This window comes from Pseudomonas abietaniphila (genome assembly GCF_039697315.1).
GTDB lineage: Bacteria > Pseudomonadota > Gammaproteobacteria > Pseudomonadales > Pseudomonadaceae > Aquipseudomonas > Aquipseudomonas abietaniphila_B.
The window spans coordinates 1505756-1527772 of the sequence record NZ_CP155619.1; the positions used below are offsets into that span (position 1 = coordinate 1505756).

Annotated in this window: 21 protein-coding genes; 12 read left to right on the forward strand and 9 right to left on the reverse strand. The window is 61.1% G+C overall.

The window, feature by feature from the left end; genetic code table 11:
- Positions 1 to 12: 12 nt before the first annotated feature.
- From ABDX87_RS06675 to ABDX87_RS06705, 7 genes are all read left to right on the forward strand, one after another.
- Positions 13 to 831, forward strand: coding sequence for a transporter substrate-binding domain-containing protein (locus ABDX87_RS06675; protein WP_431061212.1), 819 nt, complete (start codon positions 13 to 15; stop codon positions 829 to 831).
- A gap of 265 nt (positions 832 to 1096) precedes the next feature.
- A complete protein-coding gene (locus tag ABDX87_RS06680; RefSeq protein ID WP_346832164.1) occupies positions 1097 to 2869 on the forward strand; it encodes an aconitase X in 1773 nt (590 codons plus the stop codon).
- Positions 2862 to 3527, forward strand: a complete 666-nt coding sequence (locus ABDX87_RS06685) for an amino acid ABC transporter permease (protein WP_346832165.1) — start codon at positions 2862 to 2864, stop codon at positions 3525 to 3527. Before ABDX87_RS06680 ends, ABDX87_RS06685 begins: the two co-directional genes overlap by 8 nt.
- Before the next feature lie 10 nt (positions 3528 to 3537).
- Entirely contained in the window at positions 3538 to 4188 is a 651-nt protein-coding gene (locus ABDX87_RS06690; RefSeq protein ID WP_346832166.1) for an amino acid ABC transporter permease, read from the forward strand.
- On the forward strand, positions 4181 to 4903 hold the full coding sequence (locus ABDX87_RS06695) for an amino acid ABC transporter ATP-binding protein (RefSeq protein ID WP_074752999.1): 723 nt from the start codon (positions 4181 to 4183) through the stop codon (positions 4901 to 4903). Before ABDX87_RS06690 ends, ABDX87_RS06695 begins: the two co-directional genes overlap by 8 nt.
- Before the next feature lie 189 nt (positions 4904 to 5092).
- Entirely contained in the window at positions 5093 to 6130 is a 1038-nt protein-coding gene (locus tag ABDX87_RS06700; protein WP_346832167.1) for a trans-3-hydroxy-L-proline dehydratase, read from the forward strand.
- Positions 6131 to 6372: 242 nt separating this feature from the next.
- Entirely contained in the window at positions 6373 to 7290 is a 918-nt protein-coding gene (locus ABDX87_RS06705) for a dihydrodipicolinate synthase family protein (RefSeq protein ID WP_062380006.1), read from the forward strand.
- 102 nt (positions 7291 to 7392) lie between these two features.
- Here the strand turns inward: ABDX87_RS06705 and ttcA are convergent, their stop codons facing one another.
- On the reverse strand, positions 7393 to 8217 hold the full coding sequence (ttcA, locus tag ABDX87_RS06710) for a tRNA 2-thiocytidine(32) synthetase TtcA (RefSeq protein ID WP_346832168.1): 825 nt from the start codon (positions 8215 to 8217) through the stop codon (positions 7393 to 7395).
- A gap of 417 nt (positions 8218 to 8634) precedes the next feature.
- Between ttcA and ABDX87_RS06715 the strand changes: the two genes are divergently transcribed.
- Both ABDX87_RS06715 and ABDX87_RS06720 read left to right on the forward strand, forming a co-directional pair.
- Complete coding sequence (locus tag ABDX87_RS06715; RefSeq protein ID WP_346832169.1) at positions 8635 to 9237, forward strand: Yip1 family protein; 603 nt, start codon at positions 8635 to 8637, stop codon at positions 9235 to 9237.
- Between the two features lie 120 nt (positions 9238 to 9357).
- Positions 9358 to 9852, forward strand: a complete 495-nt coding sequence (locus ABDX87_RS06720) for a SprT family zinc-dependent metalloprotease (protein ID WP_346832170.1) — start codon at positions 9358 to 9360, stop codon at positions 9850 to 9852.
- 3 nt (positions 9853 to 9855) lie between these two features.
- Here the strand turns inward: ABDX87_RS06720 and ABDX87_RS06725 are convergent, their stop codons facing one another.
- Both ABDX87_RS06725 and ABDX87_RS06730 read right to left on the reverse strand, forming a co-directional pair.
- Complete coding sequence (locus tag ABDX87_RS06725) at positions 9856 to 11037, reverse strand: CaiB/BaiF CoA transferase family protein (RefSeq protein ID WP_346832171.1); 1182 nt, start codon at positions 11035 to 11037, stop codon at positions 9856 to 9858.
- Between the two features lie 259 nt (positions 11038 to 11296).
- Complete coding sequence (locus ABDX87_RS06730; protein WP_346832172.1) at positions 11297 to 12631, reverse strand: dicarboxylate/amino acid:cation symporter; 1335 nt, start codon at positions 12629 to 12631, stop codon at positions 11297 to 11299.
- Positions 12632 to 12973: 342 nt separating this feature from the next.
- Between ABDX87_RS06730 and ABDX87_RS06735 the strand changes: the two genes are divergently transcribed.
- Positions 12974 to 13972, forward strand: a complete 999-nt coding sequence (locus ABDX87_RS06735; protein WP_346832173.1) for an AraC family transcriptional regulator — start codon at positions 12974 to 12976, stop codon at positions 13970 to 13972.
- A gap of 47 nt (positions 13973 to 14019) precedes the next feature.
- On the opposite strand, the gene ABDX87_RS06740 is transcribed toward ABDX87_RS06735, so the two are convergent.
- Genes ABDX87_RS06740 through ABDX87_RS06750 form a run of 3 tightly spaced genes read right to left on the reverse strand, consistent with a single transcriptional unit; the run spans position 14020 to position 16349 of the window.
- Positions 14020 to 15363, reverse strand: a complete 1344-nt coding sequence (locus ABDX87_RS06740) for an ATP-binding protein (protein WP_346832174.1) — start codon at positions 15361 to 15363, stop codon at positions 14020 to 14022.
- Positions 15360 to 16037 carry a response regulator transcription factor gene (locus ABDX87_RS06745; RefSeq protein ID WP_074753009.1) on the reverse strand — a complete coding sequence of 226 codons (678 nt, stop codon included), beginning with the start codon at positions 16035 to 16037 and terminating at the stop codon, positions 15360 to 15362. The genes ABDX87_RS06740 and ABDX87_RS06745 overlap by 4 nt, the downstream gene beginning before the upstream one ends.
- 57 nt (positions 16038 to 16094) lie before the next feature.
- Positions 16095 to 16349: a hypothetical protein gene (locus ABDX87_RS06750; protein WP_346833720.1), complete on the reverse strand. Its 255-nt coding sequence runs from the start codon at positions 16347 to 16349 to the stop codon at positions 16095 to 16097.
- A 186-nt stretch (positions 16350 to 16535) separates the two neighbouring features.
- On the opposite strand from ABDX87_RS06750, the gene ABDX87_RS06755 reads away from it, so the two are divergent.
- Together ABDX87_RS06755 and ABDX87_RS06760 are read left to right on the forward strand one after the other, a co-directional pair.
- Entirely contained in the window at positions 16536 to 17342 is an 807-nt protein-coding gene (locus ABDX87_RS06755) for a dienelactone hydrolase family protein (protein WP_346832175.1), read from the forward strand.
- Between the two features lie 418 nt (positions 17343 to 17760).
- On the forward strand, positions 17761 to 18486 hold the full coding sequence (locus tag ABDX87_RS06760) for a 4'-phosphopantetheinyl transferase family protein (protein ID WP_346832176.1): 726 nt from the start codon (positions 17761 to 17763) through the stop codon (positions 18484 to 18486).
- A 416-nt stretch (positions 18487 to 18902) separates the two neighbouring features.
- Here ABDX87_RS06760 and fhuF read toward each other — a convergent pair whose 3' ends face one another.
- Genes fhuF through ABDX87_RS06775 form a run of 3 tightly spaced genes read right to left on the reverse strand, consistent with a single transcriptional unit; the run spans position 18903 to position 21976 of the window.
- Positions 18903 to 19598, reverse strand: a complete 696-nt coding sequence (gene fhuF, locus ABDX87_RS06765; protein WP_346832177.1) for a siderophore-iron reductase FhuF — start codon at positions 19596 to 19598, stop codon at positions 18903 to 18905.
- Positions 19595 to 21235 carry an ATP-binding protein gene (locus ABDX87_RS06770; protein ID WP_346832178.1) on the reverse strand — a complete coding sequence of 547 codons (1641 nt, stop codon included), beginning with the start codon at positions 21233 to 21235 and terminating at the stop codon, positions 19595 to 19597. Before ABDX87_RS06770 ends, fhuF begins: the two co-directional genes overlap by 4 nt.
- A 3-nt stretch (positions 21236 to 21238) precedes the next feature.
- Positions 21239 to 21976 carry a response regulator gene (locus ABDX87_RS06775; RefSeq protein ID WP_346832179.1) on the reverse strand — a complete coding sequence of 246 codons (738 nt, stop codon included), beginning with the start codon at positions 21974 to 21976 and terminating at the stop codon, positions 21239 to 21241.
- Between the last annotated feature and the right edge of the window lie 41 nt (positions 21977 to 22017).

The following is a 22017-nucleotide window of genomic DNA, read 5'->3' on the forward strand; positions in this document are numbered from 1 at the left end:
ACCGAGGCTTCTATGAAAAAGCATGCTGTTGCCGTAGCCCTCCTCGCTGTAATGAGCTCCTCCTTTATCAATGCCGCCTTCGCCGACAAGCTCGATGACATCATCGACTCCGGCAAGCTGCGTTGCGCCGTGACCCTCGATTTCCCGCCGATGGGTTCACGGGACGAGAAGAACAACCCGGTCGGATTTGACGTCGATTACTGCAACGATCTGGCGAAGGTGCTGGGCGTCACGGCTGAAGTGGTCGAAACCCCCTTCCCTGACCGCATCCCTGCACTGGTGTCCGGGCGCGCCGACGTGATCGTCGCCTCCACCTCCGACACGCTGGAACGTGCCAAGACCGTGGCGATGACCATTCCGTACTTCGCCTTCCAGATGGTAGTGCTGACCCGCGACAACACCGGCATCACCAAGTACGAGGACCTCAAAGGCAAGAACGTGGGTAACACCAGCGGCACCTATGAAGCCATCGCGCTGGAAAAAGACCAGAAAGCCTGGGGCAGCGGCACCTTCCGCGCTTACCAGACCCAGAACGACACCATCCTCGCCGTCGCACAGGGCCATATCGATGCAACCGTGGTCACCAACACCGTGGCCGCCGCAACCCTCAAGTCGGGCAAATACAAAGGCCTGAAAGTCGCGGGTAACGCACCGTACGTCATCGACTACGTGTCGCTGGCGGCCAAACGTAATGAATACGGCCTGATCCATTACCTGAACCTGTTCGTCAACCAACAAGTGCGCACCGGCCGTTACGACGAGCTGTGGAAGAAGTGGGTCGGTGATGAAATCAAGCCTGCGAACCTGACCGTGCCGGGGGTTTATTACTGAGGTTCGGGTTGCGCTGAGTGGCGGGATTGGCATTTAACCTGTAGGAGCGTGGCTTGTCCCGCGATTGAGGTGCGTCAGTTTTGATCGTTACCACGCAGAGCGTGGGAACGATCAACAACCTGTGGGAGCGAATTCATTCGCGATATGCCCGTACATTCGACACATGACCGTCGCCTGAAAGATTTTTCGCGAATGAATTCGCTCCCACAGGATCTTCATTGGCCGCAATAACGCGAGTGGCCCCACCCCAATCAAGGAGCCCACGATGTCTGAAGTTTCGTTAAACGGCCGTAGCCTGGTCCCTGGCAGCGCTCAGGGCGAGTTGCTGTATGCCGACGTGGCCTTGAGTTTCTGGGGCGGGGTCGAGCCGTTTACCGGTGAGGTGATCGACCGTCACCACCCTCTCAGCGGCCAGATCATCACCGGCCGCGTGCTGGCGATCCCGAGCGGGCGCGGATCGTGCACCGGCAGCAGCGTGTTGCTGGAACTGATCCTCAATGGCCATGCACCCGCTGCCCTGGTGTTCGAACGGGTCGAAGACATCCTGACCCTCGGCGTGCTGATCGCCGAACAGATGTTCGGGCATTCGATTCCGGTCATCAGTCTCGGTGAAGCCGGTTTTGCGGCGCTGCGCGAGGTGAAATTCGTGCGGGTGGAGGACGCCCAGGTCACCTGTTTCGACAGCCCGCCGCCTGCGCTGCCTGCCGCTCGATCTCCCCGCGCTGCCCACCGTGTCAGCACCCACATCACACTGACCGAACTGGATCAGGGCTTTCTCGACGGCGCCTACGGCAAGGCTGGACAAGTGGCAATGGGCATCATCCTGCGCATGGCCGAACTGCAAGGCGCGACCGAGCTGCTGGACATTACCCAGGCGCATATCGACGGCTGCATTTATACCGGCCCGGCGAGCCTTCGGTTTGCCCGCCAACTGGTTGACTGGGACGCCAAGGTGCGTGTGCCCACCACCCTCAACTCCATCTCCGTAGACAAACGCCGCTGGCGCGAACTGGGCGTCGACCCGGCGCTGGGCGAACCCGCCAGTCAGCTGGGCGATGCCTACCTGGACATGGGCGCGCGCGTCAGTTTTACCTGCGCGCCCTACCTGCTGGACAGCGCACCGGAATTGGGCGAACAGATCGTCTGGGCCGAATCCAACGCGGTGGTCTACGCCAACAGTGTGATCGGCGCGCGCACCCTGAAATACCCCGACTACCTCGACATCTGCATCGCCCTGACCGGCCGTGCGCCGAAAATCGGCTGTCACCTGACGCAACAACGCCTGGCGACGCTGCGCATCGACATCCCCGAGCTGGGCACTCTGGATGACAGTTTCTACCCACTGCTGGGCTATCACGTCGGCCTGCTCTGCGGTGCTGACATTCCTGTGGTCTGCGGGCTGGAACACAAGGCGCCCACGCTCGACGACCTGAAAGCCTTCGGCGCGGCGTTCGCGACCACCTCCGCCGCCCCGATGTTCCACATTGCCGGCGTCACGCCGGAAGCCACCACCGTTGAACTCGCGTTGGGCGGACACGCGCCCGCCAGAACGCTGAACGTCAGCGCTGTCGATTTGCTGAGCAGTTGGCGCGAACTGAACAGCGCACAGAGCCCGGAAGTCGATGCCGTCACACTGGGCAACCCGCATTTTTCGTACAGCGAATGCGCCACCCTCGCCCGTCTGTGCCACGGCCTGCGCAAGCTCGATAGCGTGGCGATCGTGGTCACCTGCGGCCGCGCCACGCTGGAACGGGCGCAGCAGGCCGGGTACGTGACGACGCTGGAAAACTTCGGCGTGCAGTTCGTCACCGACACCTGCTGGTGCATGCTCGGCGAGCCGGTGATTCCGCCCACCGCGCGCAACCTGATGACCAATTCCGGCAAGTACGCGCACTACGCACCCGGCCTGGTGGGCCGTCGAGTGCACTTCGCCAGTTTGGCCGAATGTGTCGAAAGCGCTTGCACCGGCCTTGCCAGCGGACGTTTGCCGGTCTGGCTGCAGGCCGCCGAAAAGGCGGAGGCGCTGACGCATGTTTGATTACAACTTTCACTGGCGGGCCGCGTTCAAAGCCTTGCCGGACATGCTCAACGGCGCGATGGTCACCTTCGAAACCGCGGCCCTGTCGATGATCCTCGGGGTCACCATCGCCCTGTTTCTGGTGTTCATGCGCCAGGGCAAGAACCGGCTGTTTCGCGGTTTTGCCGCCACCTGGATCTCCATCGCCCGTAACACCCCTTCGCTGTTTCAGGTGTACATCCTGTACTTCGGCCTGGGCTCGTTCGGGCTGCATATCAGTTCATGGGCTGCCCTGCTCGCAGGCATCACCATCAACAACGCGGGCTATCTGGCGGAAAACTTTCGTGGCGGGCTCAAGGCTGTGCCGGACACCCAGTTGCGTGCAGCGCGCTCTCTGGGCATGAGCGCACCACAGGCCTATCGGCTGATTGTGATCCCGCAACTGCTGCGCATCGTGTTCTACCCGCTGACCAACCAGATGGTCTGGGCCGTGTTGATGACCTCAATGGGCGTGATCGTCGGCCTCAATAACGACCTCACTGGCGTCACTCAGGACTACAACGTCAAGACGTTCCGGACCTTCGAGTTCTTCGCCATCGCAGCCGTGCTTTATTACCTGATCGCCAAGCTGATCGTGGCCGTCGCCCGACTGTTGTCCTGGCGGCTGTTCCGGTACTGAGGAATTGACCATGTTCAATAGCAGTTTCAGCTGGAGCGACATGCAATTCATGCTGCAGGGCGCGTGGGTCACGATCCTGCTCACGATCATCTCGATGATCATCGGCACGCTGGCCGGCGTGGTCTGCGGCATGGCGCGGGCCCTGTTGCCGCGCAGCACCATCCCGCTGGCGTGGTTGCTGGACGTGTTTCGCAGCGTGCCGTTGCTGATCCAGTTCGTGCTGTTCAACGCCCTGAAAAGCATCGTCGGCCTGAACTGGAGCGCCTTCGCCGTGGCGTGCGTGGTGCTTGGGCTGTACGTCACCGCGTACTGCACGGAAATCGTTCGCAGCGGCGTGTTGTCGGTGCCGCTCACCTTGCGCCGCGCCAGCCGTTCGCTCGGCCTGACCTACTGGCAGGACCTGCGTCAGATCGTCATGCCGATGGCGACCCGCGTCGCGTTCCCGGGCTGGGTCAACCTGTTGCTCTCCGTGATGAAGGACACCGCGCTGGTGATGTGGATCGGCATCGTCGAACTGCTGCGCGCCTCGCAGACCATCGTCACGCGTATTCAAGAACCGCTGCTGGTGCTGTGCATCGCAGGCCTCATTTACTACGTCATGAGTCTGGTGATCGCCCGTCTGGGTGCGCGCCTGGAAACGAGGTGGCAGGAAAATGATTGAGATCGACAACGTACACAAATCATTTGGCGAGCTTGAAGTGATCAAGGGCGTGAGCCTGCAAGTGCAGAAAGGCGAAGTGGTGTCGATCATCGGCGGCTCGGGCTCGGGCAAGTCCACGCTGCTGATGTGCATCAACGGTCTTGAGTCGATCAAGAGCGGCAGCATCCGCGTGGACGGCACCGAGGTGCACGCCAAAAGCACGGACATCAACAAGCTGAGGCAGCGGATCGGCATCGTCTTTCAGCAGTGGAACGCCTTTCCACACCTGACGGTGCTTGAAAACGTGATGCTCGCGCCGCGCACCGTTCTGGGCAAAAGCAAGGCCGAAGCCGAGGCGCTGGCGGTCAAGCAACTGACCCACGTGGGCCTGGGCGACAAGCTCAAGGTGTTTCCCGGCAAGCTGTCGGGCGGTCAGCAACAGCGCATGGCGATTGCCCGCGCCCTGGCGATGTCGCCGGATTACATGCTGTTTGACGAAGCGACTTCAGCACTCGACCCGCAGCTGGTGGGCGAGGTACTGGACACCATGCGCATGCTTGCCGAAGACGGCATGACCATGATTCTGGTGACCCACGAGATTCGTTTCGCCCGTGATGTGTCGGACCGCGTGGCGTTTTTCCGCAATGGCCTGGTGCATGAGATCGGTACGCCCGATCAAGTCATCGGCAACCCGCAGCGGCCGGAGACGGCTGACTTCTTGCGGTCGATCAATTAAAGGATCTGAGGCCCGGCTGGGATGTCCAGGCGTGTGGAGATTGAAACTGTGGGAGCGAATTCATTCGCGAGAGGCCGGTACAGCCGACACAGATACGTCGCCTCTGCCATTTTTCGCGAATGAATTCGCTCCCACAGGGGCCAGGCTGTTTCGTCAGATCAATCGAGTTCAACAGGAGGGCTTTAACGCATGCGCTCATCGAAAGTGATTCACGTGGTCAGTTGTCACGCCGAGGGTGAAGTCGGCGATGTGATCGTCGGCGGTGTCGCGCCGCCGCCGGGCGATACGATCTGGGAGCAGTCACGCTGGATCGAGAAGGACAACGTGCTGCGCAACTTCATGCTCAATGAGCCACGGGGCGGCGTGTTCCGCCACGTCAACCTGCTGGTCCCGCCGAAGAACCCGAAGGCGCAGATGGGCTGGATCATCATGGAGCCCGCCGACGTGCCGCCGATGTCCGGCTCCAACTCCCTGTGCGTGGCCACCGTGTTGCTGGACAGCGGGATCCTGCCGATGACCGAACCGGAAACCCGCCTGGTCCTCGAAGCGCCGGGCGGCCTGATCGAAGCCATCGCCCAGTGCCGTGACGGCAAGGTGCAAAGCGTCGAAGTGCACAACCATCCTTCGTTTGCCGATCAACTGGACGTGTGGATCGAGGTGCCGGGGTTGGGTTCGATTCAAGTCGACACGGCGTACGGCGGCGACAGTTTTGCCATCGTCGACTCGGTGAAGCTTGGCTTCTCGCTGACCGCTGATGAAGCCAAGGACCTGGTGGAGACCGGCCTCAAGATCACTAAAGCGGCTAACGAGCAACTGGGGTTCACCCACCCGCTGAACAAAGACTGGAACCACATTTCGTTCTGCCAGATCGCAGCGCCCATCAACTATGACGGCGGCGTCGCGAATGCCGCCAACGCCGTGGTCATTCGTCCCGGCAAGATCGACCGCTCACCTTGCGGCACCGGCTGCTCGGCGCGTCTGGCGGTGTTGCATGCCAAGGGTCAGTTGAAGGTGGGTGACCGGTTCATCGGGCGCTCGATCATCGGCTCGGAGTTCCACTGCAAGATTCAGAGCGAGACCGAGATTGCCGGGCGTAAAGCGATTGTGCCAAGCCTGTCGGGCCGGGCGTGGATCACCGGCACGCACCAACACATGCTGGACCCGAGCGATCCGTGGCCGGAGGGGTACAAGCTGACAGATACCTGGCCGGTTGGGTTGAAGCTATGAACACGAGGTGATTCGGGCCGAAGGCCGTGGGAGCCGGCTTGCTGGCGAATGCATTTGACCGGTCGTATTGGCATCGACTGACACTCTGCCTTCGCCAGCAAGCCGGCTCCTACGGGCTGCGCCCAGAAACAGATAGGCGTCACTAAGAATTTGAGGCATGCAGAAACAGATTTTCAAACCGGGCCTGATACGCCCAAACAAAAACGTATACGAAATACCTTAATCCGAAAAAGGAGTCACTCATGAGCCAGTCCGTATCCTGGAGCGGTGTTTTCCCCGCAGTTACCACCCAATTCAACGATGATTTCTCCCTGAATCTGGAGGCGACGCACAAGGTCATTTCCAATCTGGTGCGCGACGGCGTATCGGGTCTGGTGATCTGCGGTACCGTCGGTGAGAACACCTCGTTGAGCGTGGCCGAGAAAATCAGCTTGGTTGAGGTTGCTAAAGATGCCTCGGCCGGGCGCGTGCCGGTGATTTCCGGGATCGCCGAATTCACCAGCGCCAACGCCAGCGCTGTCGCCAAGGACGTCCAGAAAGCAGGCGCCGACGGGATCATGCTGATGCCGGCACTGGTCTATTCGTCCAAACCCTTCGAGACCGCCGCGCACTTCCGCACCGTGGCGGCGGCCACCGACCTGCCGATGATGGTCTACAACAACCCACCGATTTATAAGAACGACGTCACCCCGGACATCCTGATTTCCCTGGCCGACTGCGACAACATCGTCTGCTTCAAGGATTCGTCGGGCAACACCAACCGCTTCATCGACGTGCGCAACGAAGTCGGCGACCGTTTCGTGCTGTTCGCCGGACTCGACGACGTGCTGGTGGAAAGCGTGGCCGTGGGCGCGGTGGGCTGGGTGTCGGGCATGTCCAACGCCTTCCCGAAAGAGGGTGAAACCCTGTTCCGTCTGGCCAAGGCAGGACGTTTCGCTGAGGCGATGGCGCTTTACGAGTGGTTCATGCCGCTGCTGCACCTCGATGCGCGTCCGGACCTGGTGCAGTGCATCAAGCTGTGCGAAGCGATCATGGAACGCGGCAGCGCCCTCACCCGCCCACCGCGCCTGGCGCTGCCGGACAGCGACCGTGAATACGTCGAGAAACTGATGAAAACCGCGCTGGCGAACAAGCCGGTGTTGCCGGATGTGGGGTTGTAAAGCACGTCCAGAGGACTAGCGCATCATTCTTTCTTACGCAGATCCCTTGTAGGAGCGCGCTTGGCCTGGGTCGCATGCAAAATTGCGTGTGACCCAAGGCGCTTAGAGATTCACTACATTCACAAACCGCGACGCCGCAGTCTCGTCGATCTTCAGGCTGGTGAAGTCGAACAGGTTGCGGTCCGCCAGTTGCGACGGCACGACGTTCTGCAGGCTGCGAAAGATCATTTCGGAACGGCCCGGGGTCTTGCGGTCCCATTCCTGGAGCATGTCCTTGACCACCTGGCGCTGCAGGTTTTCCTGCGAGCCGCAGAGGTTGCACGGGATGATCGGGAACTGCTTCATGTCCGAATACGCCTGGATGTCCTTCTCGGCGCAGTAGGCCAATGGACGAATCACCACGTTGCGGCCGTCATCGGCGCGCAGCTTCGGCGGCATCGCTTTGATCGTCCCGTTGAAGAACATGTTCAGGAAGAACGTCTCGACGATGTCGTCACGGTGGTGACCGAGGGCCATCTTGGTCGCGCCGATTTCGTCGGCGAAGGTGTACAGCGTGCCTCGACGCAGCCGCGAACACAGCGAGCAGGTGGTCTTGCCTTCCGGAATCAGCTCCTTGACCACCGAGTAGGTGTCTTTCTCGACGATGTGATACTCGACGCCTAGCTCTTTCAGGTACGCCGGCAGGACGTGCTCGGGGAAGCCCGGCTGTTTCTGGTCCATGTTCACGGCGACGATGTCGAACTTGATCGGGGCGACCTTTTGCAGATGGATCAGCACATCGAGCATGGTGTAGCTGTCCTTGCCGCCGGACAGGCAGACCATGACCTTGTCACCCTCTTCAATCATGTTGAAATCGGCCACCGCTTCGCCTGCTAGCCGACGCAGACGCTTCTGCAGTTTGTTCTGGTTGACTGAAAGGGTGCCCATGGCGCTGATATCCGCTCGCTGTGACTCTGGAAAGGGTCGGCATTTTACGCATAAACGGGGCGGCTGGTAATGCCTGCGTGGGTGCCACACAACCCTGTGGGCGCTGCCGGAGGTTACGACGGTGGCGAAAGCGATATGACTGAAACGCCCCATTCGCCACTGTCGTAACCTCCAGCAGTTCCCACAGGTCGAAGCGCCTGAAGAATACCGTTCATCCGCCCATATTCTTCTGCTGATCACCATCGGCTATTAACAGCCTCGGGATAGTCCCAATTACTCTAAAGGCCACGGTTTTCGTGGCTTCCAGCTTTCTATACTGCCATTAAGGTCGCAGCCGTTCCCCTGTAGAGATTGTGACCTTGCCCTGACGGCATCTGGCCGGTCAGGTGCGACGGCACTTCATCAGGAGTAACGGGCATGATCCATCACGTTTTGGGGCTGTTCACGCACCCCGATCAAGAATGGCAACAGATACGTGGCGAAGAAGAAGAAAGCATCAGCCACATGTACCTCACCCACACGTTGATTCTGGCGGCGATACCTGCAGTGTCCGCCTACATCGGCACGACCCAGGTGGGTTGGGTCATCGGCAGCCGCGCGCCGGTCATGCTGACCAGCGAAAGCGCGATCTGGATGACCCTCATGTCCTACATCGCCATGCTCGCCGGGGTCGGTGTCATGGGCGGGTTCATTCACTGGATGGCACGCACGTACGACGCAAGCCCGAGCCTGGCGCGTTGTGTGGCGTTTGCCACCTACACCGCAACGCCTTTGTTCATCGGCGGCCTGGCGGCGCTTTACCCGCACATGTGGCTGGGCATGATGGTGGGCCTCGCAGCCGTCTGCTACACGGTTTACCTGCTGTACGTCGGGCTGCCGGTGTTCATGAACATCCACCCGGACGAAGGGTTCATGTTCTCCAGCTCGGTGCTGGCGGTGGGCCTGGTGGTGCTGGTGGCGATCATGGCCTTTACCGTGGTGCTGTGGGGCATTGGGGTCGGGCCTGAATATACGAATTGATGCCTGTAAATGAATGCGAATCTAATGTAGGAGCGGCAGATTTAAGACCATTCGGCAGCTCATGTTTTCGACAAGGACGCGCTTTACGGCATACTGGCTTCATCTGGAGACCGATGAAGCATGCTCGAACCACTCAATACCCGTGTCGAATCCTGTTACCAACAAGCCGAAGCCTTTTTCAAACGCCCTTTCAAACGCCCTGTCGTCAGCCTCAAATTGCGAGGCCAGAAGGCCGGTGTCGCGCATCTGCACGAAAACATGCTGCGCTTCAATCCGCAGCTGTACCGCGAAAACAGCGAAGACTTCCTGCGCCAGACCGTGGCTCATGAGGTTGCGCACCTGGTCGCCCACCAATTGTTCGGTGACACCATTGCCCCCCATGGCGAAGAGTGGCAACTGATCATGCGCGGCGTGTACGAGCTGCCGCCCAACCGCTGCCACAATTATGAAATCCAGCGCCGCCGCGTGACCCGCTACATCTACCGCTGCCCCTGCCCGGAAAGCGATTTCCCGTTCTCCGTGCAGCGGCACAAGCTGGTGCGCAAGGGACGGCGGTATCTGTGCCGTCGCTGCCGGGAGATTTTGGTGTTCAGTGGTGAGACGCGGGTGGAGTAAACGTCACCCCACCGCTCCCGACTCCCGCAACGCTGCAATTTGATCTGCACTGAAGCCCGCCTCCCGCAACACCTGTTCACTGTGGGCGCCCGCCGCGACACCGATATGCCGGGGTGGCGGCAAGCCATCTGAGAATTTCAGTGGGCAGGCCATCTGCGGCTGCGCGCTGCCGTCGCCTCTTGGCACTTGGGTCACCACCGCCCGGGCCCGTAGTTGCGGATGCTCGACGGCTTCCGAAAAGTTCAACAACGGCTCGACACAGGCGTCTATCTTCGCGAAACAGGCTTCAAGTTCCTCAAAGCTGCGGCGTTCGAACTCGATGATCAGTTCCTGCTTCAAGGCCATCTGGTCCACCGATGCCAGGGACAGCCCCTGCTTGGCCAATTCAGGCCGATCCAGTGCCTCGCACAGCGCCTGCATGAACGCCGGTTCAAGGCTACCCACCGAGAACCAGCGTCCGTCGCGACTGCGGTAGTAGTCATAAAAGCTGCCGCCGTTGAGCATCTGGCCTTCGGGTTGCGGCTCGACGCCTGCGGCCAGCCAGCCTGCCCCCGACAAGGCATTCAGGCTGAACGCGCAATCGGTCATGCTGACATCGACGTACTGACCCAGCCCGGTCTGATTGCGCGCCACCACGGCCGCCAGCAGACCGATCACGCCATGCAGCGAACCGCCCGCCACGTCGGCAACCTGCACACCCAATGGCAACGGCCCGCTGTCCTTGCGCCCGGTGTGACTGGCCAGCCCCGCCAGCGCCAGGTAATTGATGTCATGCCCGGCGCGCTCGCGGTACGGACCTGTCTGCCCGTAGCCGGTGATCGCCACGTAGATAAGCCTTGGATTGATCGCCTTCAGCGCTTCATAACCGATCCCCAGACGGTCCATCACGCCGGGACGGAACTGCTCCAGCACGATGTCGTATTCCGCGACCAGCCTTTTGACCACCTCAATCGCCTGAGGCTGCTTGAGGTCCAGCGCCAGACTGCGCTTGTTGCGGTTGAGGTAGGCGTGGCTGGCTGAGACGCCTCGGTCATGGGGAGGGAGCACGCGAAGGAGATCCAGTCGGGTCGTTGATTCAATGCGCAACACCTCGGCGCCCATGTCCGCAAGCAACAGGGAAGCGAACGGGCCAGGCAACAGCGTGGAGAAATCGAGGACTTTGAGCGAAGACAGCGGACCTTGCATGCGGCGGCTTCCCTGATGAACGGCGACTGGGATCAGAGTAGGCAGTGGCGCGGGATGCGGCAATGACACAACACGCCATCCGCTTTGACGCCGATGAGGATAATCGCGGGCAAGCGCGCGCCTGCATGGGATTGCGGGCATCTGTAGGCGCCCGCTTGCCCGCGAGACGTCGGCTCAGGCGCCAGAGATTCCTGCCAACAAAAAGCCCGCCCAAGGTTTCCCTTGGGCGGGCTTTTCACATCAGCCTGAAGCTAATCGATTATGAACGACCCACCGGTGCAGGGCCTTCGGCCACGCCCAGATCATCTTCATAACGGGTTTCTTCAATGGCACGACCGCCAGACGCCAGCTCGGCCTGCATTTGCGGAACGTCCAGCTCTTTCACCCACTTGGCGACAACCAGCGTCGCCACGGCGTTACCGACCAGGTTGGTCAGCGCGCGGGCTTCCGACATGAAGCGGTCGATACCCAGGATCAGCGCCAGACCGGCCACCGGCAGGTGACCTACGGCCGACAGGGTGGCCGCCAGCACGATGAAGCCCGAACCGGTCACGCCCGCAGCGCCTTTGGAGGACAGCAGCAGCACCAGCAGCAGGGTGATCTGGTGGGTAATGTCCATGTGGGTGTTGGTCGCCTGAGCGATGAACACCGCCGCCATGGTCAGGTAGATCGAGGTGCCGTCCAGGTTGAACGAGTAACCGGTCGGGATCACCAGACCCACGACGGATTTCTTCGCGCCCAGGCGCTCCATCTTGATCAGCATGCGTGGCAGCGCCGATTCAGACGACGAGGTACCCAGCACGATCAGCAGCTCTTCGCGGATGTACTTGATCAGTTTCAGGATGCTGAAACCGTGCGCGCGGGCGATGCTGCCCAGTACCAGCAGCACGAACAGCAGGCAGGTGATGTAGAAGCACAGCATCAACTGACCCAGTTGCACCAGCGAGCTCACGCCGTAAGCACCGATGGTGAAGGCCATGGCACCCAGCGCACCCAGCGGCGCCAGTTTCATGATCATGTTGATGATGTTGAACATCACGTGGGCGAAGCGATCGATGAAATCCAGGATCGGCTTGCCGTAGGCACCCAGGCGATGCAGGGCGAAACCGAAGATCACCGAGAACATCAGCACTTGCAGGATGTCGCCGTTGGCGAACGCGCCGACGATGGTGTTCGGGATCACGTTCAGGATGAAACCGATCACGCTCTGGTCTTTACCGGCGGTGACGTAGGCAGCGACCTTGGAGGCGTCCAGGGTCGATACGTCGATGTTCATGCCGGCGCCCGGCTGAACCACGTTAACAACGATCAAACCGATGATCAGCGAGATGGTCGAAACGATTTCGAAGTAGAGCAGCGCGTAACCGCCAGTCTTGCCCACGGATTTCATGCTCTGCATGCCAGCGATGCCGCTGACCACGGTGCAGAAGATGATGGGGGCGATGACCATTTTGATCAGTTTGATGAACCCGTCACCCAAGGGTTTGAGCGTTACGGCAGTGTCGGGATACCAGTGACCGAGTGCGATACCGATGATGATTGCAACGATCACCTGGGCATACAGGGATTTGTAGATTGGCTGACGAGTCGTCATTGCAGTTTCCTCAAGAGCATCGGTTACATCATTCCTGATGCCACGACGCCTAAAGTGCGAACCCTCCTGCTCGGAGGGATTTGTTTTTGTCGAGCTGCGCGGAGCAGACCTCTGCGTCTTCTATCGCAAGCGCCGTGCCATTTATTGAAATCCCCCTGCAAGCCCCGAACGGCATGGACCGCTCAGTTAACACTAGCTAAAAAACCGCAGTCTCGATGGCGGATTTCCGCCCAATCTCGACAAATAATCCCTTCCATTGGCGGGTATCCGCCTTGCCGCTGCGTCCGGCCACTGCCTACCATTCGTCTACGCAACCGCATCGAAGCACCCAACGAGCCCTCCATGCGCCATCGAACCATCGCCAGCCATTTCGCGCGCGCCGTCCTGCACGGCGCGGCGCGTTATGGCCTCGACTGCCAGCCGATTCTGGCGCAGGTCGGCCTGCAGCCGGAGCTGTTGAACGAGCCCAAGGCCCGTATCGCGCCAGAGCAGTTCGCGCAGTTGATTCAAATGGTGTGGCGGGCGCTGGACGATGAGTACATGGGGTTCGGGCTGGCGCCGAGCAAGCGCGGGACCTTCGCCATGATGTGCCACGCGCTGATCCACTGCCGCACGCTGGAGAAGGCCCTGCAGCGAGGCTTCCTGTTTTACGGGCTGTTTCCCGGCTCGCCACGGCTGAGCCTGGAACGTGATGGCGAGTGGGTGCGCCTGTGCCTGGACGACTCAAGCCTGCGCGACCCGATGCATTTTCTGAGCGAGTCGCTGCTGGTGATCTGGCACCGCCTCGCCAGTTGGCTGATCGGTCAGCGCATTCGTCTGGAGCAGGCGACGTTCGCTTACGCCAAACCTGCCCACAGCGCCGAGTACGATTTGCTGTTCGATTGCCCGATGCAGTTCGAGGCTCCACAGACCGCGCTGACGTTTCACTCGCGTTATCTGCACCTGCCGCTATTGCAGGACGAACGCACGCTCAAGCGCTTCCTCGAACGCTCCCCCGCTGACCTGCTGGCCCGCCCGGATGACGGCGACAGCCTGAGCAGCCAGTTGCGTCGGCTGCTCAGTCGCGATTGCAACCAATGGCCTGACCTGGAAACCGTCGCCGACCATCTGCACGTCAGCCCACAAACCCTGCGCCGTCATTTGCGCGACGAGGGCACGAGTTTTCAGGGGCTGAAGGATGAACTGCGGCGGGACATGGCGATTTATCACCTGGGGCAGGCGAACCTGTCGTTGCAGGAGATTGCCGAGCAGCTGGGGTTTTCAGAGCCGTCGGCGTTTCATCGGGCGTTCAAGAAGTGGACGGGGCTGACGCCGGGGGCGTATAGGGCGCAGGAGGTGTAATGCGACGCGCTCCTACAGGGCCGGTGGACGGGCGCTTCAAGACACCCTCAAATCGCAAACTGAATCCTGAACGCCGCGCCGCCCAGTTCCGAATCGCCCAAGGTCAGCTGCGCGCCGTAGCTTTCGATGATGTCCTTGACCACCGCCAGCCCGATGCCCTGCCCCGGATTCTTTTGATCCAGCCGCTCGCCGCGCTCCAGAATCCGCGCGCGTTGGTCGTGCGGCACGCCGGGGCCGTCGTCTTCGATGCACAATTCGTCGCCCATGATCGACGGCTGCCAGCGGACACGCACTTCACTCAGGCACAGGCGGTAGGCGTTTTCCAGCAAGTTGCCGAGCATTTCCAGCAAGGCGCCCTCTTCCATCTGCACCTGACAATCGTCCGGTAGATCGAGCACGACGTTCACCTGTTTGTCGCGGTAGACCTTTTCCAGCGTGTTGCACAGGCTCTCCACCACCGGCTTCAACGCCACGTGATGCCGCACCAGACCGCTCTTGCGCAGGCTCGCCCGCTGCAATTGATAGCCGATTTGCTGACTCATGCGTTCGATCTGCGATTGCAGAATACGCGCCTGCTCCAGGTCTTCGGGGCGTTTGGCGATCGTCTCGCTGACGCCCTGCAACACCGCCAGCGGGGTTTTCAGGCTGTGCGCCAGGTCGCCCAGCGAATCGCGATACCGAATGCGCTGTTCACGCTCGCTGCGCAACAGCCGGTTGAGCGAGCCGGTCAGGCGCAGCAGTTCGCTGGGGTGTTCCTCACTAAGCCCTTCCCGGGACCCGGCTTCCACCTGGTCCAGCTCCTGACTCATGCCCTTGAGCGCACGCAAACCCCAGGTCAGGCCGACCCACAGCAGAATCAACAGCACCAGCAACGCGCCGCCGAAGCCCAGATAAAGCTTCTCGCGCAAACCTGAAATGGTTTCCTGGTACTCACGCACCGGCTGCAAGGCCACGATGCTGTACGCCGCGTTGCGCCCGCCAAGGAGCTTGATCTCCACGTCGTACACGAAAAACTCTTCGCCGTTGGGTTGGCGAATCTTGGCGAATTCAGTACCACGGCCGTCATAACGAGGCTGGTAATCGATGGCTTCGTCCTCGGTCGCCCGAGAACGCCACACCAGCTTGCCGGCGCGGTTATAGATGTAGCCGAGCAAACGGCTGTCAGGGAGGCTGAATTGTTCGCCGGGGAGCAGCGTCGGCATCAGCAGCCGGTCGTCTTCGACCCGCGCGGCGGAAATCAGCGTGGTCACGTCCGAGGCCAGACGTTTTTCGATGGAGCTTTCAAGCGCCAGACTGAAGGCGCTTTGCAAGGCAGGCAGCATCAACAACATGAAAATGACCGCCAGGGTGGCGGCGGCCAGCATCAACCGTACGCGAAGCGAACGAATCATCGACAGCGCTCAGTGAACAGGTACCCCAGACCGCGCACGGTATCGATCGGCTTGAAGCCGTCCGGACCTTCCAGCTTGCGGCGCAAGCGGCCGACCAGCACCTCGATCACGTTCGGATCGCGCTCGTCGTCATCCGGGTACAACTGTTCCATCAAGCGCTCTTTGGGCACCACTTGCTGATGGTGACGCATCAGGTATTCCAGAATCCGGTACTCATAGGCCGTCAACGCCAGCGGCTGTTCATCCAGCGACGCCTGCTTGCGGTTGAGGTCCAGTAACAGAGGACCGGCCACGATCGTCGACTGGGTGAAACCGCTGGAACGACGCAGCAAGGCGTTCATGCGCGCTTCGAGCTCTTCGAACTGAAACGGCTTGACCACGTAATCGTCGGCACCGGCGGCCAGGCCTTCGACCTTGTCCTGCCAGTTGCCACGGGCGGTCAGGATCAGAATCGGGAACGCCTTGTTCTGCGCCCGCAGCTGACGAATCAAGTCCAGACCACCCATGCCTGGCAAGCCCAGATCAATGACCGCCAGATCGTGATTGAACTGGCCGGCTTGATACAACGCCTCCTCGGCATTGCCCACCGCTTCGACCACATGACCGCTTTCGGTCAGGCGGGTCTGCAAGTGATGACGCAACAGGGCTTCATCTTCGACAACCAGCAGTTTCATGACGCTCTCCCAGGCACAGGCATAACTCTCGATGGGTGATCCTTGGACGCTGACGACTTACAACCGGTGGTAAACGGGCAAATAGCTGTCGGGGCTTTCAGTCAGGCTCGTCGACGGTGAAGCATATGCCGCGCTCATCGCTGGCGCCGCGTCGGACAGTTTAGCCGTGCTTGCCATCATTATTCCTGTCAGTTTTTTATGGCTTCTGGCGACGTCGGTGCGCGACACGTCGACATTGCCATCCGCCGCCTGCGCAGCAGCGCTGCCGCCCAGAAACGCCAGGGCCAGGAAAAACTTGTTGAAATTCAGCATGTGCAGGTCCTCCGGCGCCAGGCGCCTTGTCAGGTACGGAACCGAGAATACGCAGCCAGCGCTGAACCCCTCCTGAACGCGGTCTGAACCGGCGCTGAACATCCGGGCAATGGGCGAGTCGGAACCTGAACGGCACCATCGTCTAGGCTGAATGCCAGACGCGCCCCTCAACAGAAGGAGAACACCATGCGGCTGCTGATAGCGTTCACCCTCATCTGCCTTGCGAGCCTGGCTCAGGCCGAGGTAAAAACCCGCACCATCGATTACCAGAGCGCCGACGGCACCAAGCTGGTCGGCTATTACGCCTACGACGACGCGATCAAGGGCCCGAGACCCGGCATTGTGGTGGTTCACGAGTGGTGGGGCTTGAACGACTATGCCAAGCGCCGCGCCCGCGATCTGGCCGCTTTGGGTTACAGCGCCATGGCCATCGACATGTACGGCGAAGGCAAGAACACCGAGCACCCGAAAGACGCCATGGCGTTCATGCAGGCCGCAACGGCCGACGCGGGCGCCTCGAAGAAGCGTTTCGATGCCGGGCTTGAGCAGTTGAAAAAGCAGCCCGAGACCAATCCACAGAAACTGGCTGCCATCGGCTACTGCTTTGGCGGCGGCGTGGTACTGGATGCCGCACGACGGGGCGAACCGCTGGATGCCGTCGTGAGTTTCCACGGCGCGCTGACCACCAAGACCCCGGCCAAGGAAGGGGTGACCAAAACGCCGATGCTGATCGAGCACGGCAATGGCGACACCATGGTGACCGCCCAGAACGTCGCCGACTTCAAGAAAGAAATGGACGCCGCCAAGGCTGACTACAAGTTCGTCGGCATCGACGGCGCCAAACACGGCTTCACCAACCCGGACGCCGACAAACTGAGCCACGGCGACCATGGCGGGCCGGACATTGGCTACAACCAGGCGGCCGACATGAGCTCGTGGGCTGACATGAAAGCGTTTCTGAAAGAGCAGTTTGCGAAGAACTCGACGATGTAATGGCTAAAGTCCTTTATAGGAGCGTGGCTTGGTGCGGGTCGCGTTTGGATGAATGCGGTGTGTCATTCAACCCAGATGTTTCTTGATCCACCGCATTCGCTGCCCTCGTAACCTCGGACGTCTCCCACAGGGACCGAGTTGATGCATAAATCTGTGTACCGACCTCTGACCGGTGGGAGCCGGCTTGGTGCGGGCCGCGTTCGGACGAATGCGGTGGGTCTGCAGCATCAATTTTGGCTGACACACTGCATTCGCGGCCCTCGTAACCTCGGATGTCTCCCACAGGTATTGGCGGTGTTCCGGAAATCTGAGGCAGGCATCGAGCCGGTGGGAGCCGGCGGGGTGCGGGTCGCGTTCGGACGAATGCGGTGCACGCGGTCGTTGATGATCACCCCGTTCCCCCGGCAAAATGCCGCCCATGACTCATTCTAGCGACCTCCCGCCCTGCTGCCCCGTCCTCACTGCGCACTGGCCACTGCCCAAGGCGCTGGACCGTGTGGTGCTGGTCAGCAGCCCGTTCGATCCGCAGAAACTTGCCGATGGCGATTTCCAGCGGTGCCTGATCGAACCGCCCGCGAGCATTCAGCGCTCGGTTGCCAAACGTCAGACGGAGTTTCTGGCCGGTCGTCTGTGTGCTCGTGAGGCGATGCGCCTGCTCGACGGCCGGCTGCATGTGCCGCTGATCGGCGACGACCGTGCGCCGGTCTGGCCGCAAGACCTGTGCGGCTCGATCACCCACAGCACCGGCTGGGCCGCCGCCGTCGTGGCCAGCAAGCAGCATTGGCGCGGGCTGGGCATGGATGTGGAACAGGTGATGAGCAGCGAACGCGCTTCACGGCTGGCGGGTGAAATCCTCACGGCCGATGAAATGCAACGCATGGCAGACGGGCCTGAGCATGAGGTTGCGCTGCGGGTCACCCTGACCTTCTCGCTGAAAGAGGCGCTGTTCAAGGCGCTGTACCCCGTCGTGCTCAAACGGTTCTATTTCGAAGACGCCGAGGTGCTGGAGTGGTCGGAAACCGGCCATGCACGGCTGCGTTTGAAGATCGACCTGTCAGAGGAATGGCACAGCGGCAAGGTGCTGGAGGCGCAGTTCAGTGTGCGGGATGGGCAGTTGTTGAGTCTGGTGGCGATCGCGAACTGATCCAATGCCGAAGGCCACCGGAGATCTCCTGTGGGAGCGACCTTGGTCTGCGCTGCATCCGAACGAATGCTACGCGCCAGACCCATCACGGCTGAATGACACTCCGCATTCGTCAGCAAGCTAACGCCCACCGTTTGATGTACAGCCAGCCGTGGATGCATTGCACTCAGATCTGTGGGAGCGAATTCATGCGCGATTGGCCGGCAGGGTCGACACATGCAGGTCGTCTGCCAGATGCTTCGCGAATGAATTCGCTCCCACAGATTTACTCCCATGGTCCGACCCCGCGATCCTGATCGTTCCCACGCTCGGCGTGGTAACGCAGTGGTTGACGCTCTGCGTCAACTTGCACGTAGAGCGGCCCGACAGGCAATTTCACTCAGAGCGTGGGAACGATCGTAGCGCGCTCCTGCAGGTCAGCGTGACAACGGACAATGCTCACACCGCCCCACCCACTCAACCCGATGACTCAAGCAGCAACTGCGCCGCTGCCTGAGCGACTGCCCGTCGTTCCCTTCTATATAGGTAATCGCGTTGAACAGCGGATTACGCGTGCCATCCGGCTTTAGTCTTTCGCGCAACAACCCGTAACCGGGTGCCAGCGACACGTCGCTGACCGCCGCTAACTCACGCAGACAGGTTTCCAGATAATCTCCGGCATTGCCCCACAGCACGCCGGGCGCGACGCTGCCGTAGGCGCTCAAGCGGTCAATCACTTGCTGCAGGTTGTCGAGCAGCGGCGCGAAACGCTCGAACGGATCACCCGAGTTCGACGCGTCAAACAGAGCCCCTTCAAAACGCACGCCATCGAGAAAACCTCGCTCATGCAGTGCGAACGACAGTTGATCAACAGCTAACGGCCAACTCACGCCATGCACCAGACTCGCCACCATTACCGGCGGAATCAGCTGCATCGCGTAGTACTTCATCCATTGCGACACCAGCACCGGTTGCTGGTCAGGCATCAATTCCGGACCGTACACCTGCAATAGCAGGCGATCCAGCGTCTCCCGGCGCAGCAACTCAGCCAAGGGCACAACCGGGCGCGCCTCGTCGAGCACCAGGGTTTTCGCAAAGCCGGCCAAGGCCCCTTCAAACACATCGCGCCTCACGCATCACCTTGCTGACGCGGCCAGGCCAGGCTGAAACACGCCCCGCCCAATGCCTGGCTGCGCCCGATCAGCGCGCGCCCGGCGTGCCAATAAATGATGCGTCGCACGATCGACAACCCGAGACCATGCCCGCCCGACGCCCGCGTGCGGCTGTCGTCCAGGCGCATGAACGGGGTGAAGATACGGTCCCACGCGCTTTCCGGCACGCCGGGGCCGTCGTCTTCGACATCAATGCGGCAGCGTTCCTGACTCAATTGATAACCCACCCGCACCTCGGATTCGGCATGACGCATCGCATTGCTGACCAGATTCTGTAACGCCCGATGCAAGTAACGCGGCTCCGCTTCCACCCAGGCCTCATTTCCTGACGAGGCATCGTCGCTGACAGAGATGCACTGCCCGCGCGTCACCGTCACATTGGCCCGCAGCGGCGACAGTTCGGCGATGACCTGATTGATCAAGGCGTCGAGGTCGATGCGCTGGAAGTTCAGGGTCGGCGAGCCCTGCTCCAGCCGCGCGTAGGTCAGCATCTCGTCCACCAGCTTGTCGAGGTCCTGAATGTCGTTGTCCATGCCGACCATGTACTTGTGCCGCGCCTCCGGGGTGCTGGCGTCGGCGATCATCTCCAGCCCGAAACGCAGACGCGCCACCGGCGTGCGCAGTTCGTGGGACACCGCGCGCACCAGTTCACGCTGAATCGTCAGGGAACGCTGCAAATGCTCGGCCATGCCGTTGAAAGCTTGCGCGAGTCGCCCCACCGAGTCCGTGCCCGTGGTCGGCACGCGGGTTTCCAGGCTGCCCTGGGCGATCTGCGTCGCGGCCGCTTCAAGGCCGCGCAGGCGATGCTCCAGACGGCGCACCAGCAAATACACCACCAACCCGATCAGGCACAGGCCGAGAAAGGCAATCAGCACCAGTAATTCAGGTGGATAAGGGTTGAACTGGTACAGCGGGCCTATCTCCAGCACCCATGGGGTTTCGCCGACACCAGACAGCACGCGGATCGCGTCGCCGCCCTTGCCCAGCGCCATCACCGTGTCGCCTTCATCGAGACGCCGACGCTGGTCATCATCGACATCGACCTTATCCAGCTTGATCAGGTGCATGTCGAACCCGAAACCCTTGCTCAGACGCAGGGTTTCCAGCCTCACCGGCTGCTCATCGACGGGATAGCGCACTAGTTCGTCGAGCAGCAGGAAAATCGTCGCGCGAGCCAGTTGCTCGCTGATCTGTTGCACTTCGCCGGTCAATAACACCGCGCTGCCCGGCTTGCCGGACACGGCAGCCTCGACTTCACGGAACACCCGCGCGGCGTGAGGGCCGGTCTGTTCCACCACCACCTGGCCGCGACTCAGGCGATTGCGCGCGCCGCCGTCCAGATGCGCCTGTTCGGCGGTTTCCAGCACCAGCGGAATGCCCAGCAAACGTTCCCACACCGCCAGCGCCCGCGTGCGCTCGATGTTGTCCATCAACTTAAGGTTGTCGGCCATCAGCGTGAAGGTGCCTTGAGCCAGATGCTCGCGGTACTGCTCCCCGCGCACCTTGTTCGCCAGGTGCAACGTGAGCACGCCGAGCAGCGCCACCAGCACCAGGACGCCGAGCATGCCGCCATAGATACGCAGGAAGATGGAATGCATGGGTCAGCCGTTGAGCATGAAGTTGTTCATGTCCCTGGCGGCTTCCGGCACGAACAGATACCCCTTGCTGCGCACGGTCTTGATCAGGCGCGGATGAATCGGGTCATCGCCGATTCGGGGGCGGATTTTCGAGATGCGCACATCGATGGAGCGGTCCTGACCGTCGTAGCCAACGCCTCTGAGCGCGGTGAAGATTTCCTCGCGGGACAGAATCCTGCCGGCGTTGGCGACCAACAGCCACAACAGGTCGAATTCGGCGCTGGTCAAGTCGATGCTTTTTTCATTGAGCCACGCTTCGCGCAACGCGTTATCCACCACCAGCGGACCGAAGACCAATCGACGCTGCTCCCGGGTCGGCGCCTCGGCCGCTTCGCTGCGCCTCAACAGCGCATGAATACGCGCCAGCAGCACACGCGGGTGAACGGGTTTGCAGACGAAATCATCGGCCCCCATGTCCAGCCCCTGAACCTGATCGCTGTCGTCGGTGCGCGCAGTGAGCATGAGGATCGGGCCGTCGTATCGATTACGCACCTTGCGGCAAATGCTCAGACCGTCCTCGCCCGGCAGCATGAGGTCGAGAATCACCAGATCCGGCTGCTCCTCGATAATCCGCTGCGCCGCCTGCGCGCCATCGCTCTCCACACCGACACGCAGGCCGTTGCTCTCAAGGTAATCGCGGGTCAGCTCGGCGAGTCGTTGATCGTCCTCGACGATCAGCACCTGCCAGGGTTCTTGCTGCACGGTCCGTATCTCCTGGTGTTTGTTCTTATTAATAGCGCCGC

Bases quoted from the DNA above. Each gene is read 5' to 3' on its own strand.
- ABDX87_RS06700 (WP_346832167.1), top strand. From the start codon at position 5,093: ATGCGCTCATCGAAAGTGATTCACGTGGTCAGTTGTCACGCCGAGGGT.
- ABDX87_RS06675 (WP_431061212.1), top strand. From the start codon at position 13: ATGAAAAAGCATGCTGTTGCCGTAGCCCTCCTCGCTGTAATGAGCTCC.
- ABDX87_RS06705 (WP_062380006.1), top strand. From the start codon at position 6,373: ATGAGCCAGTCCGTATCCTGGAGCGGTGTTTTCCCCGCAGTTACCACC.
- ABDX87_RS06750 (WP_346833720.1), bottom strand. From the start codon at position 16,349: ATGCTGAATTTCAACAAGTTTTTCCTGGCCCTGGCGTTTCTGGGCGGC.
- ABDX87_RS06720 (WP_346832170.1), top strand. From the start codon at position 9,358: ATGCTCGAACCACTCAATACCCGTGTCGAATCCTGTTACCAACAAGCC.
- ABDX87_RS06685 (WP_346832165.1), top strand. From the start codon at position 2,862: ATGTTTGATTACAACTTTCACTGGCGGGCCGCGTTCAAAGCCTTGCCG.
- ABDX87_RS06760 (WP_346832176.1), top strand. From the start codon at position 17,761: ATGACTCATTCTAGCGACCTCCCGCCCTGCTGCCCCGTCCTCACTGCG.
- ABDX87_RS06715 (WP_346832169.1), top strand. From the start codon at position 8,635: ATGATCCATCACGTTTTGGGGCTGTTCACGCACCCCGATCAAGAATGG.
- ABDX87_RS06680 (WP_346832164.1), top strand. From the start codon at position 1,097: ATGTCTGAAGTTTCGTTAAACGGCCGTAGCCTGGTCCCTGGCAGCGCT.
- ABDX87_RS06730 (WP_346832172.1), bottom strand. From the start codon at position 12,631: ATGACGACTCGTCAGCCAATCTACAAATCCCTGTATGCCCAGGTGATC.
- ABDX87_RS06690 (WP_346832166.1), top strand. From the start codon at position 3,538: ATGTTCAATAGCAGTTTCAGCTGGAGCGACATGCAATTCATGCTGCAG.
- ABDX87_RS06695 (WP_074752999.1), top strand. From the start codon at position 4,181: ATGATTGAGATCGACAACGTACACAAATCATTTGGCGAGCTTGAAGTG.
- ABDX87_RS06735 (WP_346832173.1), top strand. From the start codon at position 12,974: ATGCGCCATCGAACCATCGCCAGCCATTTCGCGCGCGCCGTCCTGCAC.
- ttcA (WP_346832168.1), bottom strand. From the start codon at position 8,217: ATGGGCACCCTTTCAGTCAACCAGAACAAACTGCAGAAGCGTCTGCGT.
- ABDX87_RS06745 (WP_074753009.1), bottom strand. From the start codon at position 16,037: ATGAAACTGCTGGTTGTCGAAGATGAAGCCCTGTTGCGTCATCACTTG.
- ABDX87_RS06740 (WP_346832174.1), bottom strand. From the start codon at position 15,363: ATGATTCGTTCGCTTCGCGTACGGTTGATGCTGGCCGCCGCCACCCTG.
- ABDX87_RS06770 (WP_346832178.1), bottom strand. From the start codon at position 21,235: ATGCATTCCATCTTCCTGCGTATCTATGGCGGCATGCTCGGCGTCCTG.
- ABDX87_RS06725 (WP_346832171.1), bottom strand. From the start codon at position 11,037: ATGCAAGGTCCGCTGTCTTCGCTCAAAGTCCTCGATTTCTCCACGCTG.
- ABDX87_RS06755 (WP_346832175.1), top strand. From the start codon at position 16,536: ATGCGGCTGCTGATAGCGTTCACCCTCATCTGCCTTGCGAGCCTGGCT.